The sequence below is a fragment of the Pseudomonas sp. B21128 genome, from assembly GCF_044218865.1.
GTDB classification, from domain to species: domain Bacteria; phylum Pseudomonadota; class Gammaproteobacteria; order Pseudomonadales; family Pseudomonadaceae; genus Aquipseudomonas; species Aquipseudomonas iridis.
This window is the reverse complement of record NZ_CP162590.1, coordinates 3,111,477-3,128,614: the sequence shown is the minus strand read 5'-3', so window position 1 is coordinate 3,128,614 and position 17,138 is coordinate 3,111,477. Positions and strand designations below refer to the sequence as shown.

General features: G+C 51.3%; 15 protein-coding genes. All 15 read right to left on the bottom strand.

All coding sequences use genetic code 11. From position 1 onward, the window contains the following. Positions 1 to 48 precede the first annotated feature (48 nt). A complete protein-coding gene (locus AB4P91_RS13940) occupies positions 49 to 1,395 on the bottom strand; it encodes a glycosyltransferase (RefSeq protein ID WP_395603012.1) in 1,347 nt (448 codons plus the stop codon). 48 nt (positions 1,396 to 1,443) lie between these two features. Then, positions 1,444 to 2,376, bottom strand: coding sequence for an NAD-dependent epimerase/dehydratase family protein (locus AB4P91_RS13935; RefSeq protein WP_150593111.1), 933 nt, complete (start codon positions 2,374 to 2,376; stop codon positions 1,444 to 1,446). Positions 2,377 to 2,470: 94 nt separating this feature from the next. Further along, positions 2,471 to 4,630: a glycosyltransferase family 4 protein gene (locus tag AB4P91_RS13930; RefSeq protein WP_224787086.1), complete on the bottom strand. Its 2,160-nt coding sequence runs from the start codon at positions 4,628 to 4,630 to the stop codon at positions 2,471 to 2,473. Positions 4,631 to 4,690: 60 nt separating this feature from the next. Beyond that, the gene (locus tag AB4P91_RS13925; RefSeq protein ID WP_150686790.1) at positions 4,691 to 5,854 is read right to left on the bottom strand and encodes an acyltransferase; all 1,164 of its coding nucleotides are present in this window, start codon (positions 5,852 to 5,854) and stop codon (positions 4,691 to 4,693) included. After that, positions 5,847 to 6,314 (bottom strand): hypothetical protein, encoded by a 468-nt coding sequence (locus tag AB4P91_RS13920; protein WP_224787087.1) that lies wholly within the window; start codon positions 6,312 to 6,314, stop codon positions 5,847 to 5,849. The genes AB4P91_RS13925 and AB4P91_RS13920 overlap by 8 nt, the downstream gene beginning before the upstream one ends. A gap of 135 nt (positions 6,315 to 6,449) precedes the next feature. Then, positions 6,450 to 7,511: a glycosyltransferase family 2 protein gene (locus AB4P91_RS13915; protein WP_150593108.1), complete on the bottom strand. Its 1,062-nt coding sequence runs from the start codon at positions 7,509 to 7,511 to the stop codon at positions 6,450 to 6,452. Positions 7,512 to 7,514: 3 nt separating this feature from the next. After that, positions 7,515 to 9,341 (bottom strand): sulfotransferase family 2 domain-containing protein, encoded by a 1,827-nt coding sequence (locus AB4P91_RS13910; RefSeq protein WP_150593107.1) that lies wholly within the window; start codon positions 9,339 to 9,341, stop codon positions 7,515 to 7,517. A 16-nt stretch (positions 9,342 to 9,357) separates the two neighbouring features. Beyond that, complete coding sequence (locus AB4P91_RS13905; RefSeq protein ID WP_395603011.1) at positions 9,358 to 9,774, bottom strand: class I SAM-dependent methyltransferase; 417 nt, start codon at positions 9,772 to 9,774, stop codon at positions 9,358 to 9,360. After that, positions 9,749 to 11,080: an ABC transporter ATP-binding protein gene (locus AB4P91_RS13900; protein WP_150593105.1), complete on the bottom strand. Its 1,332-nt coding sequence runs from the start codon at positions 11,078 to 11,080 to the stop codon at positions 9,749 to 9,751. Before AB4P91_RS13900 ends, AB4P91_RS13905 begins: the two co-directional genes overlap by 26 nt. Next, on the bottom strand, positions 11,070 to 11,888 hold the full coding sequence (locus AB4P91_RS13895) for an ABC transporter permease (protein ID WP_150596230.1): 819 nt from the start codon (positions 11,886 to 11,888) through the stop codon (positions 11,070 to 11,072). The genes AB4P91_RS13900 and AB4P91_RS13895 overlap by 11 nt, the downstream gene beginning before the upstream one ends. Before the next feature lie 53 nt (positions 11,889 to 11,941). Then, positions 11,942 to 12,931 (bottom strand): glycosyltransferase family 2 protein, encoded by a 990-nt coding sequence (locus tag AB4P91_RS13890; RefSeq protein ID WP_395603010.1) that lies wholly within the window; start codon positions 12,929 to 12,931, stop codon positions 11,942 to 11,944. A 175-nt stretch (positions 12,932 to 13,106) separates the two neighbouring features. Beyond that, complete coding sequence (locus AB4P91_RS13885) at positions 13,107 to 14,027, bottom strand: glycosyltransferase (protein WP_150593102.1); 921 nt, start codon at positions 14,025 to 14,027, stop codon at positions 13,107 to 13,109. A gap of 54 nt (positions 14,028 to 14,081) precedes the next feature. Beyond that, positions 14,082 to 14,972, bottom strand: a complete 891-nt coding sequence (rfbA, locus tag AB4P91_RS13880) for a glucose-1-phosphate thymidylyltransferase RfbA (protein WP_150593101.1) — start codon at positions 14,970 to 14,972, stop codon at positions 14,082 to 14,084. Continuing rightward, positions 14,969 to 15,862: a dTDP-4-dehydrorhamnose reductase gene (gene rfbD, locus AB4P91_RS13875; RefSeq protein WP_395603009.1), complete on the bottom strand. Its 894-nt coding sequence runs from the start codon at positions 15,860 to 15,862 to the stop codon at positions 14,969 to 14,971. Before rfbD ends, rfbA begins: the two co-directional genes overlap by 4 nt. Then, positions 15,859 to 16,935, bottom strand: a complete 1,077-nt coding sequence (rfbB, locus tag AB4P91_RS13870) for a dTDP-glucose 4,6-dehydratase (protein WP_150593099.1) — start codon at positions 16,933 to 16,935, stop codon at positions 15,859 to 15,861. The genes rfbD and rfbB overlap by 4 nt, the downstream gene beginning before the upstream one ends. Between the last annotated feature and the right edge of the window lie 203 nt (positions 16,936 to 17,138).

Sequence of the window (17,138 nt, the reverse complement as noted above, 5' to 3'; positions counted from 1 at the left end):
GCCTCTCCTCGCCAAGGAAAACATGGACAGGACAAATATCCGACTGGTTTACACGGGTAATGTCCATATCTGCAACAACTCATCCACATAAGTAGAAACAGATTTTGGAGCAATGGAATTTAACGACAGGCGCTGCAATAAACCTCTCTCGGCGAGCAATCGCTTCAAGGCGCTTTCCAGCCCATCGACACTACCCGGATCAAACAGCAATCCGTCGAAATCATGCGTAACAGCCTCAGCGATTCCAGGCACGTCGGACGCCACAACAGGGCAACCGGCAGCTTTGGCCGAATAGACCACCAGCGGCGTATTTTCATTCCAGACAGATGGCACTACCAGCGCATCCAATCCACCCAACACAGCGAATATTTCTTCGTTGGAAAATGTGCCACAAAACTTTACTGCTTCGTTGCCACCCGCCAATTGGTGCAACCGGGCCACATAGTCAGGAAAGTCACTTTGCTTCCCGTAAATTTCAACTTGTATTTCGCGGGAAGAAAAACGCTGGATGGCCTCCAGAAGGACATGACAGCCCTTGTGTGACGCAAGGGTGCCAATGAACCCCAACACCAATGGACGCTCACCCAGCGTACGATCCCGCTTCACCACCGGCTGGTCCAGATTGATGCCATAGGACGATCTGACCACGATGTCAGACCGCACACCATTGCGCACCAACAATGCCTCGATCATTCGGTTCGGAGCGATGATTCCCTGCAGGAGATTCAGCCGTCGAACATTGCGTTCAAGGCGACCACTCAGCGCCCGCACCTCATCCACTAGAGATCCGGCAGGCATCAGAGGCGAGCGAACAACTCTTACCAGCATATCGCTGACGCTGTCCGGCACTGCTGTCACCAGCTTTCCAATCCGATCAGGAAGCTGACTGGCGGCAAAATGCACAACACAATTACCCACATCCGGACTCGGCCCGATACACGTGCGCCCTCCACAACGAAGCAGTTGCCCAGTGGGGCAAATACTCCAGAAGTCGGTGGGCGTGTAATAAGCGGGAACACCGGCATTAACCGCTTTCTCGATCAGGCCTGCGCCGAGACGATTCAGGTGAAAAAAATGAACGACATCCGGCTTGAACTCATTGAGCAAACGCTCAAAGTAGTCAGCCGCCAGATGATTGTCATAGCCGATTTCGATTTTTGATGTCTGATCGCCCATGGGCACATAAGCGTGCCGAAAGCGATCAATCAGAATTGAATCGTACTGATATTGATCGAATCGCTCCTGATCCCCGAGCGCCTCGCGTTCCGGATAGCCAGTAAAGACCCTGACCTCATGCCCACGTGATTTCAATTCGCGCGCAACGGAGAGGGTCAAAACTTCAGTGCCCGCAGAATAATCCGGGAAAAACTGATGAACCGTGAGTAGCACCCTCATCTGGAACAAACGCTATCAGCGAGCAGACAATAACTCACCCAGCCATCCTCACTTCTGCATTTCGTTTTTTGCCCATTCAAAGGTTCTAACGATCCCTTCCTTCATCGACACCTTGGGCTCCCATCCCATCTCGTCCCGCGCCAAATCATTGCTAAGCACGCTGACTGGCACATCGAAAGACCGTCCAGGTTTGTAGTTTCTCGCAACCGGCTCACCGCTGACCTCTTCGATCATCGACATGAGGCTGTTGAGGCTGGTGCCTACACCTGAGCTGATATTAAAGACACTGGCGCTGCCCGAATATGTAGCAGCCTTGGCAAATGCTTCAGCCACATCACTGACATGAAGGAAGTCGCGCTCGACACTGCCATCACCCCAGACCTCTATCGGCGATCCCTTCAAAACGTTATGGATGAATACACCGACAGCGCCCTGCGCGGTTTCGACACGCTGGCGCTCACCGTAAGGATTGGCAACCCGGAGAACAATGGGCTTTATGCCATAAAGATGGTTATACATCTGCAGATATTTCTCGATGGTCAGCTTCGTAATACCATAAGAAACTTCGGGATCTGTGGGATGTTTTTCATCAATAGGCAGATACTTCGGAGCGCCATAAACTGTGCCGCCGGAGGAAATAAAAACGATCCTGCCAACCTTGTGCGCAACCATCGCGTTGAGCAACTGCAAACTCGCAACCACATTACTCTGCACATCGTAAACCGGGTCTTCGTTCGAGCTTTTCGGCAGCGTGGTGGAGACAAGATGAAAAACAGCGTCTGCCCCTTCTACTGCTTTATTTACATCGCTGACCGAAGACAAATCACCTGTCATCCATTCGACAGATTCATGAGGTAAAAATGTACGATATTCAACTACACGCGGTCGCTCAAAAACTCGAATTGAATGGCCATCTAACAACAAGCGATCAACAATAGTCGATCCAATAAAACCGCCGCCACCAAATACTGTAATTTTCATAAAAACTCTCGACCGACATCGAAGCCGTGGCAAATAGATTGACATTAATCGTCAATAAAAATGACAAAAAAAGTAACACAAAAGCCAAAAAGCGTCAAGAAATCAGAGCTTTCAGCTTTTGCATGATCCTTTTTATAACAGGCCGTTCAAGCAAGTATTTAAACAATCGGTATTGGCGAAGTTTCGCCAATAGCAAACGCGAAATCCCGTCCTCGATCGACACCACTGTTTGCGCCTCGTTTGTCAGGCAGTGAGTGCTATAAAGATAATCCAGGTATGTCGTGACACGCCGGTTCTCCACAGCTGTCGTTGCCAGCTCCCTTGCCAAACCTGCTGGCAAAAACGGCTGGGTTGATCGTTCCCGGTTAGCCTGGGCCTCATCCAGTATTTGAAGCCACTGACGATTAGTCGCCGCCGCCGTGTAATGGGTTTCGATCAGTTGCCGGCACGCTTGCGCCTTTTGCTCGCGCATCACCGCATCATTCGAGAGGGTTAGCAGTACGCTGACATAGTGGTTCACTTCATCCTCGCCATGAGGAATAAGATACCCGGTTTCCTGCCCAACCAACTCATCCTGCCCCCCCACATCCGCAACAACAGGTACAACACCCGCCGCCATGGACTCAAGAAGCGCGACCGAAATCCCCTCATACTCCGAAGGCATCAACAGCACATCGGAAATCGCAAGCAACGAAAGCCACTCAGCATGGGACTTCGCCCCCAGCACATGAACGTTTGCAGCCAGCTCATGCTGTCCAATCAATGCTTCAAACGCCGGACGCAACTCACCATCACCGATGATCAATGCATTGAAGCGAATACCTGTCTGTTTCAGTGCCGCAAGAATCTCTGCCAATTTCAGCGGGCGCTTCTGGTTACACATGCGCCCGGCAAAAATAATGGTCAATGCATGCTCGTCCAGACCTAAGGCACGCTGAGTTTCAGTACGCTGGGCTTGAGAGAGAGAAACCGGATGAGATTTGATTCCCGTATACATAACCCGAATCTTCGTAGAGTCAGCGTTACGCTCAGCCATCCATTTGGCCAGATGGCCGGTACTGACCACATTCATGTCCAGTGCATCTTGGTAACCCACACCGAATCGCGGATGGCCGCCATTGAGCCAGTGCATTTCCTCAGTGTGGCTTAAGTCCACAAATGTCGTCTTCGGTGCCTCGGTACGCAAGTAAGGAAGGAGCTGGTAACCCAAAGTACTCCCGGCAACCAACACTGTATCAATGTTCCTGGAGGCAATGAGGTACAACAGGAAACGCGGAAAATCGGATAGCGACAGAATATTGGGCAGGATGAAGATATCCGGAGTCAGCTCCTTAAACCTGTCCAGCCAACGATGATCAGCCTCGAGCGTAGCGCAAACTGTCACGTCGGCCCCACCACTAACCAGGCCATGAATAAGATCTATATTGACTCGATCGGCCCCACCCTCAACCATCCACGGCAGCAGAAACATCACTCTTCTACCGTGCGCATTGAATTCCAGTGGATTGTCGAAGGAAACGCCTTCAGGCAGCGTCTCGTAAGCGGATGGATAGCGTCGTTGAGGACTCGGTACAGGTTTTAGAGACATCGAAAGTGCAGCATCAACGCCTTCCTGCAGCGGCAAGCTCTTGCAGGTTTGAAGGAATTCGGCAATGGTGAACCCCCAAAACCCAGCATCCGCCAACCGACTAAGCAACGACGTAGGTTCCCGACCATCTGGCAAGAGCGCTACTTGGTCAAATACTTGCAAAATGACTGATTTGCGTACGAGGATACCTCTGACCTTTGCATGAGGGTTTTCAAGATAATATTTCCCCTCACTCAAGCTCTGCTGTATTGCGCCCCCCCCCACTCCGGGCACTACGCCGAAGGAATTGCAGAAAGCAAACTCCGGGTTCGACTCAAGGCACCATATTCCCTTTTCAATAAACGTCGGATCGAACTCAATCGCTGCATCAGCCAGAACAATATATTCAGGGCTCGCCCAAATCTCATTCGCGACCGTGCAATCTGCGCCCCCCTTAATCAGGACACGTTTGTCCTCGGCCACCGCCTGAAGAAACGCAGGGTTCAATGGCTGCTCTTCAACTCCACTACAGCAAATCAGCCACTTCCACGCTTGGAATGTCTGACCTAGTAACGACCGATACAGATCGGCAAAATCTTGAAGGGCATCGCTGGAACGACTGACCACAAGAACTTTACATGACTGAAGACCGTCAGAGTGCTCTGCGGCTTTATATCTTTTGCTCATTTCGCCCGGACCCATGACAGGTGGAAAATTGTAGTGCGCGGAGTTTGACATAGTAAAAACTTACTTCCCTGCGCCGAAACGCTGAAAATCTTTAAAAAATTTAAGCACTGACAGACCGCTTACATCGCGAAGCCTTAAGAATGGTTTCTCGACAAAGGTATAGGTCAGATGAGCGAACGCATAAACGCACGCAATTAAAACTGGATAAACAAGCCATGGATTTGTATAAACACGCTCATACACCCCATATCGACTCAACATACTCATCACAAATATAAATGCAAAAGTATGACCAAGATAGATAGAGTATGAAATCAGACTGGTATATTTTACAAAACGATTAAGCATGTCCGAACGCGAAGCATGCAAACTGAAAAATGCGGGAATCAATGCCGCAAAAATTATCGCGGAGCACGTAAAGAAAATCGATTGCAGAAACTGGCTACCGGCTGTCCAAGGCAGGCCCTGTCGTGTCATGACCATCATCACTACAGCAAACACGAAGGGGACATACCAACATCTCGCAAGACGTTCAAAAATCGGACGGTGCCAAGTATATAGGTAGGCGATCACTACTCCAAAACCGATGGCATCCAGCCGGTATAGAACAACATATCGTGCATCATCATAACGCACTGATTGAATTGGCAAGCCAATACGGGCGATAAAGGGAACAATCATGAATACCATGATAACGATCATTGCCGCACGCTTGACGCCTGCACCCAGGCCAATCATTAACAACATGACTAGCGGAAAGGTGTAATAAAACCACTCTTCAACCGCCAAACTCCATGACAACCGATAAAAATCGGTCATGTTCCACGCAAAATTCTGCGCGAACACTAAATAGTGAAATTGCTCGGCGAGCGTGGTCGCACCAGCCCAGTCGAAACGCAGTGACACGAAAAAGAAAAAGATATAAAGCGGCAGGGTTCTCATCCACCGTCGATACCAGAATCCTGTAAGCCCGCCCATCTTCTGCTCGCGCCAATGCGCCGCTTCTTTCAGAAGAATTCTGCCGATCAGAAAGCCACTCAGACAGAAGAATAAATCCACGCCAAACGTCGCAAGAAACGCTAAACCCGCCAACAAAGGATGAGGATCCGAATGCCCAAGCATGTGCCCGAAAACAACGAGCAGGCAGGCAATGGTTCGACAGGCATCCAGACCAAAGGAACGATGAGCATCAGGAGGCGTGCCTATTGCTTGAAGATTATTCATCGAATTTCACGTCTTTAATCCAAAGCACTTCGCAGCAACGCCCATTCGGCATCCTGAACTGACCCAGTGAAACACGTGTGAGTACAGTCGGCGAAAACTCCACACGGTAATGGCAGGAAGCAACGCCAGCCCGATTCTGGTTCACAACTGGTTTCAGCTTCTTGAGATTGAATTGCTGACTTATGAACCCTTCAGGCTCCGCGAGCGAAGGATCGGCAGGATAAAGGTGCAGGAAAAACTCCTCGTGCAAAGCGCTGATATCACATGCTTGTACTTCAAGCGTGACTTCGCCAGTCGTCAATTTCACGTCCAACCCACGCGGAAGCACAGGCTCGGCTTGCGCCAGCACTGGCGACTCCATCACCTTGCCAACGCCTGTCCAGCGCACGAAAGCCAACACGCCTACCGCAATCAGGGCGAAAAAGAGGGCAGCAGTCACGATTTTTAGATCTACCTTCATTTACTGCCCTATCATCACAGATGCCTTTATGCGATAAGCGCCAGCGCCGCTTTCAAATCTCTGAAAGCGAAACTCTGCCCCCCTCCCTCCCCGACCGAAGTGCAGGCTTGATCGGTTATTCAGCGACCCGTGTGTTTACAATACGTGGAGTTTACGCAGGACCTTACCGGCAAAACGCCGCAACGGATTGCTGGGGATTTGCCTTGGTGCCACCGGCGCTATGGCAGCCGGGTTGAAAAAATCTTCTTGGCCAGTGAGCGCGATGAAATCGAGATAAGTAAAGCCATGCAGCGCTTCGATGTCTGCTCGTTCTTCAGAATTATTCATCAATTGATAAAGAAGCTCGACACCGAAAAGCCGGGTACCTGGGCAACCACCAATCTGGATTGCGAACATGGCCAGCAGGTATCCACTATTGGCGCCCTTCGGTGTCACCCACCTTTCACTCTCAGGAAACGCCGCAAGAACGTCAGCCAGGGACATGCCAATGTAGTGCTTCTTTTGCAAGTACCATTCCAGCCACATCCGAGCGCGCCTATCCGGCCGCTCACCGCTTTCATTGGACTGATCCGAGAAAATCCGGTGCAAAGTCAGCTTTTCCTGAACCACATGGATGTCGGCTATCATCAACAACCGTGTCCACATTTCAGCATCGTCTGTCTGCGCGTTAGCGCTTCTGTACAGACCGGCCTGTTCATAAGCACTTCGTCTGACCAGCGCACTTGGGTGGCACAACTGGTTCTCGTTAAAGAACAGGGAACGCAACCACGCTGTGCGCGGCTTGTTCGGCTGATTGAACCATTCGACAACAAGAGGACGGTTGTTCTCGTCAATGCATTGAACGTGCGAAAACACTGCGCCTACGCCGGGATTTGCCTCCAGCACGGCCACTTGCTTTTCCAGCTTGTCCGATTCCCAGGCGTCGTCCGAGTGATGAATCGCAATGTATTCACCAGTACTTTGTGATTCGACGGCACGGTTAATGTTGTAGATATAACGTCGCGTTCTGTCATTCTGAATCTTTTTGATTCTGGGATCATTGTAACTTTCGATAACGGCCCAGGAACCATCGGGTGAAACGTCATCGACGATAATAAGCTCCCAATCAGTAAACGTCTGACGAAGAACAGAATCGATCGCCTGCCCGATAAACTTCTCATGATTATAAGAAGTAAGTACAACAGAAACCTTTGCCACTCTTTATTCTCCTTTGCGCCCTTTCAAGAGCCGCCCTGCCTTGCGCAACCGATTAACCAAACCAGACTCTACGAAACGGTGAAACGACAGGTATCGCTTATGCCTAAGTGCAAATGCCTCTTGCTCAAATATCATCGATGAGATCGTTTGCTGCAACCTTATGAGCTCGTTTTTTGACCAGTCGAGTTGAGCATTGGATTGCGCCAGTTCTGAGTTAGAACGTGCAAGCTCTGAATTCGAATTAACCAGTTCAGAATTGGACTGTGCCAGTTCACTGCCGGATTGAGCCAGCTCGATGGTGGATCGAGCCAAGTCTGACTTCAATCGTGCCAACTCGGAATTTGATTGTGCCAAATCGGAATTCGATTGTGCCAACATCGAGTTTGTCTGCGCCAACTCATATTTCGATTGAACGCAATCGGCATTCGCTTGCTCCAGCTCGAACATTAAGCGAGACACGTCTGATTTTATCTCGGCTAATTCCGTCTGCAGACTGGCTGCTTCGGCATTTCGTTTGGCCAGCTCTGCTGCCAGCTGCCTGCTTTCAACGGCGCTCTCGGCCAGCTCTGCTTCAATCTGTCTAGTTTCGACGACGCTCTTTGCCAGCTCCGCTTCAATCTGTCTATTTTCGACGACGCTCTTTGCCAGCTCCGCTTCAATCTGTCTATTTTCGACGACGCTCTTTGCCAGCTCCGCTTCAATCTGTTTACTTTCGACGACGCTCTTGGCCAGTTCCTGGTTCGCGTGTTGGAGTTCGTTATTCGAATGCGCGAGTGCAACATTGGTTTGCGCAATCTCGACTTTCAACCGCTCCAGCTCCGCATGCGCCATTTCCAGCCTCTGGGCCTCTCCAGCACAGTAACCTTGCAGCTCAACTAGCTCAGTTTCCTTTTCTTTGCAAACAGCCATCCAGGTATCGCGCTGCCCCACCAGCCATTCCTTGTCTTTCAACAGTGCAGAAAACTCGGCACTGCAATGTTGCCGCATTTCGGCAATCCGCAAATGCCGGCCGCGCAAAAGCTCGATCCCCTTCAGCGCCAACGTCAAGTTCTCTTGCGAAAACTGTTCTTTGGCCGGCGGCAGCTCGGTTGAGTAGTCAAAGAATTCAAAGTCATCTGCATACAGCAGCTCAATCAGCGCTTTCGATCGTGGGCTGATAAATTCCGGTAGATAAGGAATCAGGCTCTCATTGGCCTTTGAAGAAGTGAAAGGATTAACGTAAGCGTCGCCTAAATGAGCACGTAAGGCCTCATTCAACCCACCAGTATCCTCAATCTTCGACACAGCGCTATATGGAAATAGTTGAGGTTTGAGCAATTCGTATTGCGGCGCCCAATGCCAGTCCTGGAAGTCACCGGCCTCATAGGTATTCAAATACTCCAGAAAGCATTCGAACGCTGCAGCAACATCGAGCATGGTTTCAACCGGGCATGCAACAAATGCCTGATCGAGATAGGCCTCAATCTGTAACGGTTCGCGCAGCAATATTTTTGACTGCCAAGCGGAAAAAAGTCTCTTGTATGGATTTCTCACCAGAGCGAAGCTGAAAAAACCGCCTGTCTTGATTTCCTGCAATTGCTCCTGCGAACGAAGGCTCAGTTGCGGCGCAACAATGTTCAACGAGTCATGAATGACAAGCTCAGGATCAGTCTCGGAGCTGGTTTTGAGTTGTCGAACTGCTTCGGCAACGCCTTCTAACTCAGCGAACCACCATTTCAGTGATGTACAAGCCACTTTCGGGGTCGCTACGTAGAATAATTTTCGCTCCTGTGAAACACAGCTGTTCCATGTCAGAAAATCCAGCAAAAGCTGGTCGTCAGTGCTCGTCATTACCGTCCTCTCTGGCTTATTGTTTTTTCTTAAGAACGGATACCTTGCCAACGCTGATGCACTCTTCGTACGCCTGCGTCGTGAGTAGCTCATTGATCAGAAGACGCGGCCCCAGCACAGGGTCAGAGGCATCATCAAAAGCAATACAGGCACCCTCAGCTACGTGTGGCAACCAGCATTCGAAATCACGCTTTACACCTTCATAACTGTGGTCGCCATCGATCCACAACAGACCGACCGGCTCGTTCCACTTAGGCACAATCATTTCACTGCTCATATTGATCAACGAAACAATCTCGCTGCATTCTGTGATCAACATGGTTTTGTAAAATTCGGTACGATCCTTGGAGCCAAAGACGCCGCCGAGCACACCGCCAAAGGGTTTATGTGGTTCCGCGGGAATGATGTCAGAGTAGTTCAATTGCTGGCTCATTATTAGAGACGTCCATATAACCAAAAGATCTTGTACCCTGATCCGACACAAGACGGAACATGAGTGCATCCAGAATGCGGTGACACAAGGTCGGCTCGCTTTCCGACCATACGCCTCCCCCGACAAAGTATACGCCTGGCATCATGACCATTTTGAAGCTGAAGGTGACTTTGAATGCCCGGTCTGTTCCATCGCATTCGAAGTAATGGCCTTCGTCAGGAAAGCGCTGCCCGGTAATCACAACGCCTGACACCGTCCGCACATGCGTTGCAAAAAAAACTCGAGAGACGGAGGCCGTCAACTCGCCAGTCATAACGATGTCGTAGTCACCACCAGCCTGCAGGACATTGCAGCGCCGTCCTAGCTTGTCGAAGATCTCGAAGGAGTCGATACGCGCACCCTGCTCCGGGTAGATTGTCGTGGACTCGGGAACCATTCCCGGATCGAAATACAAATCGTCCGAGGCCTTTTCCTCAGCATCCAAGGATTTGATTTCGTCAGCTTCGATCGCAACCCTCTCGCTTCCGATCTGCCGAAACTCTTCAATCAATCTCGGCTGCTCATCTACAGGGGCATAGATCAATTTTTGATACGCCCGCACGACGCTCATTGGCGAACCAGTACAGATCAGTTCGCCGCGCTCCATCAGGATCGCTCTATCACAGAGTTCAACGACCTGCGGCCCTGAATGGGATACGAACAGGATGGAAGTGCCTTTGGCTTTCAACTCATCAAGGCGAGCGAAACACTTTCGTTGAAAACGCTCATCCCCGACCGCCAAGGCTTCGTCGACGATCAGAATATCGGGATCCACCATCGCCTGAACCGCAAAGGCCAGACGAACGATCATGCCACTCGAATAAGTCTTGACCGGCTGATGAATGAATTCGCCAATGTCGGCAAAAGCTGTGATGTCGTCGTAACGCTCATCGACTTCCGAACGACTCAGGCCCAGGATTGCGGCATTCATGTAAACGTTTTCGTGCCCGGTGAACTCTGGGTTGAAACCAGATCCCAACTCAAGCAGAGCGCCTATACGGCCCACAGTCTGCACTTGGCCGGAACTCTGGTTCAATGTGCCGCAGATGACCTGAAGCAACGTGGACTTGCCACTGCCGTTGCGGCCGACAATACCGACAGTCTCGCCTCGCTTGATGTCGAACGAAACGTTCCGTAGCGCCCAGAACTCGTGGAAGTACTGCTTGCGTTGACCGGCAAGCATTTGCGCCAGTCGATCCCGCGGTTTGTCATAGATGTGGTAACACTTACTGACATCCTGCAGCGTGATTGCAATTTCAGAGGACATCGGCAAACCCCTTTCTGGTTTTCTGGAAAAAGGCAAAGCCAAGGCAAGCGACCAGTACTCCGACGCATGAATAAATTCCAAGCACTTGCCAATCTGGTTGCTGCCCGAAAAACAGAACGCTTCTGACGTTTTCGACCGCAGCGGTCAGCGGGTTAAGTTGCAGCATCCAGCGGTATTCCTCCGCCACTGCGGTGGCAGGATAGAAAATAGGCGCCAGGAACATCAGGCCGCTTGTGACTAAGCCAATGAAGTGGGCGACGTCTCGCATGTACACACCAAGGGCAGCCAACCCCCAGGAAAGCCCTAGAATGATCAACAACAACGGGGCAATAACCACAGGGAGATAGAACATTGTGACCGGTGGCATTCCAAATACAATCCAGTAGGCCACTGTCCAGACAATCAAGCTCACCAGCGCATGAAACAACGACGCGCCAGCTATCACGCACGGCAATATCTCCAGAGGAAACACGACCTTTTTAACGTAATTGGCATTTGAAATTATCAAGTTCGGCGCGCGAGTGACGCACTCGGAAAACAGGTTGAAGACCATCAATCCCGCGAAGAGTATCAACGCGAATTCCGATTTGGAATCACCGGCGCCTACCCAACGAGATTTGAAAATAAAACTGAATACAAATGTGTAGATCGAGAGCATCACGATAGGGTTGAAGAAAGACCAGAGGATTCCCATGAAAGAGCCGCGATAACGGCCAATAACCTCTCGTTTGATCAACGCGGCAATTAGCGCACGGTTGCGCCAAACGCTGGTAAACATAACACCGGGCGAAGCTGAAAATATCTGCATCAGCCAGCAACCTCAATGACACTCATAAATAAACTCCATTGATACATAATTGATCAAACCCCTTTAAAAATTACAGCGACCAGCAAACCCACATTTCCCATTAGAGTCTGACGGTAGACACCTGAGCGCCAAATACCGAATAGTCGGCCGGGGAGTTTTCGGGTGCGGGCGATTTTGAATCGCTGCAACACTTCACGATTTTGCTCTGTAAGGAGAAATTCTACCGCCTCCAGATTACTGATGTTTTGATCAATCCAGCGACCCAGCCGACCTTGAAACAGCTTCTGAATTCGTACGATAGTCGACTTGAGCCCGGTATTGGCACCGATCGAATTCGCCTCATGCTGGCGATAAAAAAGATGGGGAAACTCGTCGAAATAGAATGTTCCACCGGCTGCAGTCACCAGCAGGTAGGCCCACCAGTCGTGAGCGACGATGCTCAGACGCGCATTAGATCTCAACAGTTCACGCGCAGCACGATTGAATACCATCGTATTGCCGGCGGCAATGTTCTGAACCAAGGCGTTGGGAAATCCAAATGCGCGAGAATAAAGAGGCGTGATCCCTACCATCACGCCCTCCTCGTTCACGAGGGTAGTACGAGAGGCATACAGTGCAGGAACGTCCGCCGGCACTTCATGCAGCCACGTCAATGCGGCGCTCAGTTTATCGGTACCCCAGATATCATCCTGATCCGACCAGGCAAAGAAATCAGCACTGATATCGTCGCGGCAGGTGAGTGACATGAAGTTACTGGCGAAACCGGTTTGGGGGCCAGAAAGCAATGTTACCTTCTCGCCCCCCATACGCGCCTGGAAATCCTTCAAAAGACTCAGCGTCGAGTCGGTCGACCCATCATCGGAAACGAACAGGCGCCAATTTGTATGGTCCTGACGCTCAATTGACGCCAACTGCTCGGAAAGAAACCGTTCGCCGTTGTAGGAGCACATCAATATCGCGACGGACTCACCCACTTCTGGCACTTCGACAGCTTCGAAATCCAGGTTAGCGCTGGAGGAATCCGCGGACTGGGGGCTTGCCACTGTATGCTCCACTGCAATTAAACGCCGGTCGGCGAGCCTAAAGAATAGTCTCCAGCACTCGCGCTACTCGAGCCCCTTTCGCTTCCTTTACGAAGCGAGCGATTATAGAGAAATTTTATTGCCGATAGTTAGGCTTCGAGCGGCCATAAAAAACACAACTCATTTCAACGCCCGATCAGGTTTTCGTTCCAACAATAGCCGTCATACAACAAACGAAGAAAAATAAAAATTTGTCTCGTAATCGACGGCGGCACTGTGAGCATCGCAGGGAAAGCAACAGAAAATCCCGCCGCCTCAACATCAGCCAGCTTCTGACAAAGGGCAGGTTATCCACACCAACAAGCAATGCAATGATCCTTACCTGCCTGAACCACCAGCCCTCCCGGATGGACGCGTAACGCTGCAACAACGATGAGAGCCCGATATTGGCTCCCACCTGATTATTCTCATGCTGCCGATAAAGCATGCTGGACCGTGAATCAATGAACCACTTGAACCCATGGGAGCGGGCAAACGCATAGCAATACCAGTCATGCAAAGTGACTTGCTGTAACTGCTCCCAAACCCGGATAACTTCCTGGCGCAGCGATTTGGCAAGCACAGCACTCAACACATAAGTGCAACCTGGGCCCGCCGCTTCGAACAGGAAGTCCCAGTCGACTTGTGCTTGACTCTTGTCGAGCAGAATGGTTCTACCGTCGGGCCAAAACGCTGTGACATTACTCGAATAGGCATCAACACCGCGCGCGGCGATCACATCCATAGCGCGCGCCAATTTATCGCAATGCCAGATATCATCCTGATCTGCAAACGCCACAGCATCATAGCCATGCAGATCAACGTCTCGAATCAACCGGAAAAAATTGCGAGCCGCACCGCCAAAACGACCTGCGCGTGCCAAGAGAATCACGCGACCATTGGCGGCGGCAAGCTCCTCGCACCACGCCTCAGTACCGTCGTCAGACAAGTCAACGCTGATATGAATAGTGACATCGACGGCTTGCTGTCCAAGGATCGAAGCTACTTGCTCTTCGATCCACTGCATGCCGTTATAGGCAGCCAGCAAAACTGCAATCTTGGGATGTTTTACTGGCATGCCATTCCTGCTAACAGCGGTTGAACGCACCGATTGGGACGCTGTACTTTCGAATCAGCGAGAAGGCGTGTCCAGCAACTTTTGCAGATACTGACCGTAACCGGTTTTCTTCAAGGCTTGCGCCTGAGACGCGAGTTGCTCGGTAGTGATCCAGCCATTGTTATAGGCAATTTCTTCGAGGCACGCGACCTTCAAGCCCTGACGCTGCTCAATTGTGTGCACAAAATGACTAGCTTCCAATAGCGAGTCGTGCGTGCCGGTGTCCAGCCAAGCAAAGCCTCGACCGAGCATCTCGACACTGAGAGACTTCTGATCAAGGTAGGCGCTGTTCACATCGGTAATTTCAAGCTCACCCCGCTCGGACGGCTTGATGTTCTTGGCAATTTCCACAACATTGTTGTCGTAGAAGTACAGACCGGTTACCGCATAGTTGGATTTTGGCTTCAGCGGTTTTTCTTCGATGCTCAAGGCACGGCCGGTAGCGTCGAACTCGACCACTCCGAAACGCTCGGGATCGGAGACGTGATAGCCAAACACAGTGGCACCATGCTGCTGCGAACTGGCGGAGCGCAGGTTATCCGAGAAGTGCTGACCGTAGAAAATGTTGTCACCCAGGATGAGGCAGCAAGGGTCTTTACCGATGAATTCTTCACCGATGATGAAGGCTTGAGCAAGACCGTCCGGGCTAGGTTGTTCAGCATAAGTCAGCTTGATGCCATAAACACTGCCATCACCCAACAACTTTTTGAAGCATGGCAGATCTTCCGGTGTAGAGATGATCAGGATTTCGCGCATCCCGGCGAGCATCAGTACCGACAGCGGATAAAAGATCATCGGCTTGTCGTAAATCGGCAGCATCTGCTTGGACACACCGAGGGTAAGCGGATGCAGACGAGTGCCCGAGCCGCCGGCGAGGATGATGCCTTTACGATTTATGGTGGTCATTTGTTAAGAACTTCCCTAAGCATTCGAGTTACACCACTTTGCCAATCCGGCAAGTGTAGAGAAAAATTGTCGCGCAGCTTCTGAGTATTCAATCGCGAATTAAGCGGGCGACGAGCGGGTGACGGGTAAGCAACCGCGTTGATCGGACTGATAGTCTGCACGGCAAGCTCTTCGCCATTGGCCTTTGCGAAACCGAGCACATGGCAGGCATAACCGTGCCAAGATACCTCGCCACTGGCGGCCAAGTGATACAAGCCAGCCAACTCAGGTCGAGTCAAAGACTTCTGCAACGCGAGCGCAGTGATATCCGCGATAAGGTCAGCCCCTGTGGGCGCCCCAATCTGATCCGCAATGACGCTCAGTTCCTCACGGTCCTTGGCCAGACGCAACATGGTCTTGGCGAAATTTTGCCCACGCTCCGCGAACACCCAACTAGTGCGAAAGATCAGATGCTTGCAACCTGACGCCTGGATAGCCTGCTCTCCCGCCAGTTTGCTTTCGCCATAGTGATTCAACGGCGCGGCGATGTCGGTTTCCCGCCAAGGCATATTGCCTTGACCGTCAAAAACGTAATCAGTCGAGTAATGAATTAGCCAGGCGTCCATTTGCAACGCCTGCTCGGCCATCATCTTTACCGCCAGTGCATTGACCTGCATGGCGAGCTCGGGTTCCGACTCGGCTTTGTCCACAGCGTTATAGGCGGCTGCGTTGACAATAACGTCCGGCTTGAGCCGGGCAATCGTGTCACGCAAAGCCGACAGATCAGCCAAGTCGCCGCATAAGCCGTCAACCGTCTGCCGATCTAACGCAATCAACTCGCCAAGCGGAGCAAGGGAGCGCTGAAGCTCCCAACCCACCTGCCCGTTCTTACCCAGCAGCAGGATTTTCATGCCTTGTTAGCACGATCCGCGTAGTTCTGATCAATCCATTGCTGATAGGCGCCACTCTTGACGTGTTCGACCCACTCAGAATTGTTCAGATACCATTCAACAGTCTTGCGGATACCGGATTCAAAGGTTTCTTCCGGAGTCCAGCCCAGCTCGCGCTGAATTTTGCTCGCATCAATGGCATAACGCTGGTCATGGCCAGGACGATCCTGAACATAAGTGATCAGGTTTGCGTGTGGGCGATGCGCAGAGTCAGGACGAAGCTCGTCGAGAAGTGCGCAAAGGGTATTCACGACTTCGATATTCTGCTTTTCGTTATGCCCACCGATGTTGTAAGTCTCACCGATGACACCTTCGGTGACGACTTTGTACAGCGCTCGAGCATGATCCTCGACATAAAGCCAATCACGCACCTGATTGCCTTTGCCATACACAGGCAGCGGCTTGCCTTCCAGCGCGTTAAGAATGATCAGCGGGATCAGCTTCTCGGGGAAATGGCACGGGCCATAGTTGTTCGAGCAATTGGTGACCAAGGTCGGCAGGCCATAAGTACGAGCCCAGGCGCGAACCAGATGGTCGGAACTGGCCTTGCTGGCCGAGTAAGGCGAGCTTGGCTGATACGGAGTGGTTTCGGTGAAGAGATCCTCCGGACCTTCGAGATCACCATAAACTTCATCAGTCGAAATATGGTGAAAACGGAAGTTCGCCTTCCGCGCATCATCCAGCGCAGCCCAATAGTGGCGCGCAGCCTCAAGCAACGTGTAGGTGCCGATGATGTTGGTCTGGATGAACTCGGACGGACCAGTAATCGAGCGATCAACGTGGGATTCCGCAGCCAGGTGCATGATCGCATCCGGCTGATGGTCACGAAGGACGCGGTCGATTTGATCACGATCACAGATATCAACGCGCTCAAATGCATAACGCGAATTCTGGCTGACATCAGCCAAGGACTCGAGGTTACCGGCATAAGTCAGCTTATCGACGTTAACTACTGCGTCGGTAGTGTTGGAAATGATGTGACGGATGACTGCCGAGCCGATAAACCCGGCGCCGCCGGTTACTAAAATTTTCACGCGAAAACATACCCTTGAGCTGCGGACGGCGCCACCAACGTGCGCGGTCTAATCCATGAATGCAAAAACCCTCATCCAAGCGGCTTTTGTCAGAGTCAGTCTGAATCGATGTGGAATGTGCCAATATCGAACAAGGGGAGCATTTTACAGCTTAATGAACGTTTTACTAATGGATATAAACAGGTTGAAGCGCAATTTCGACA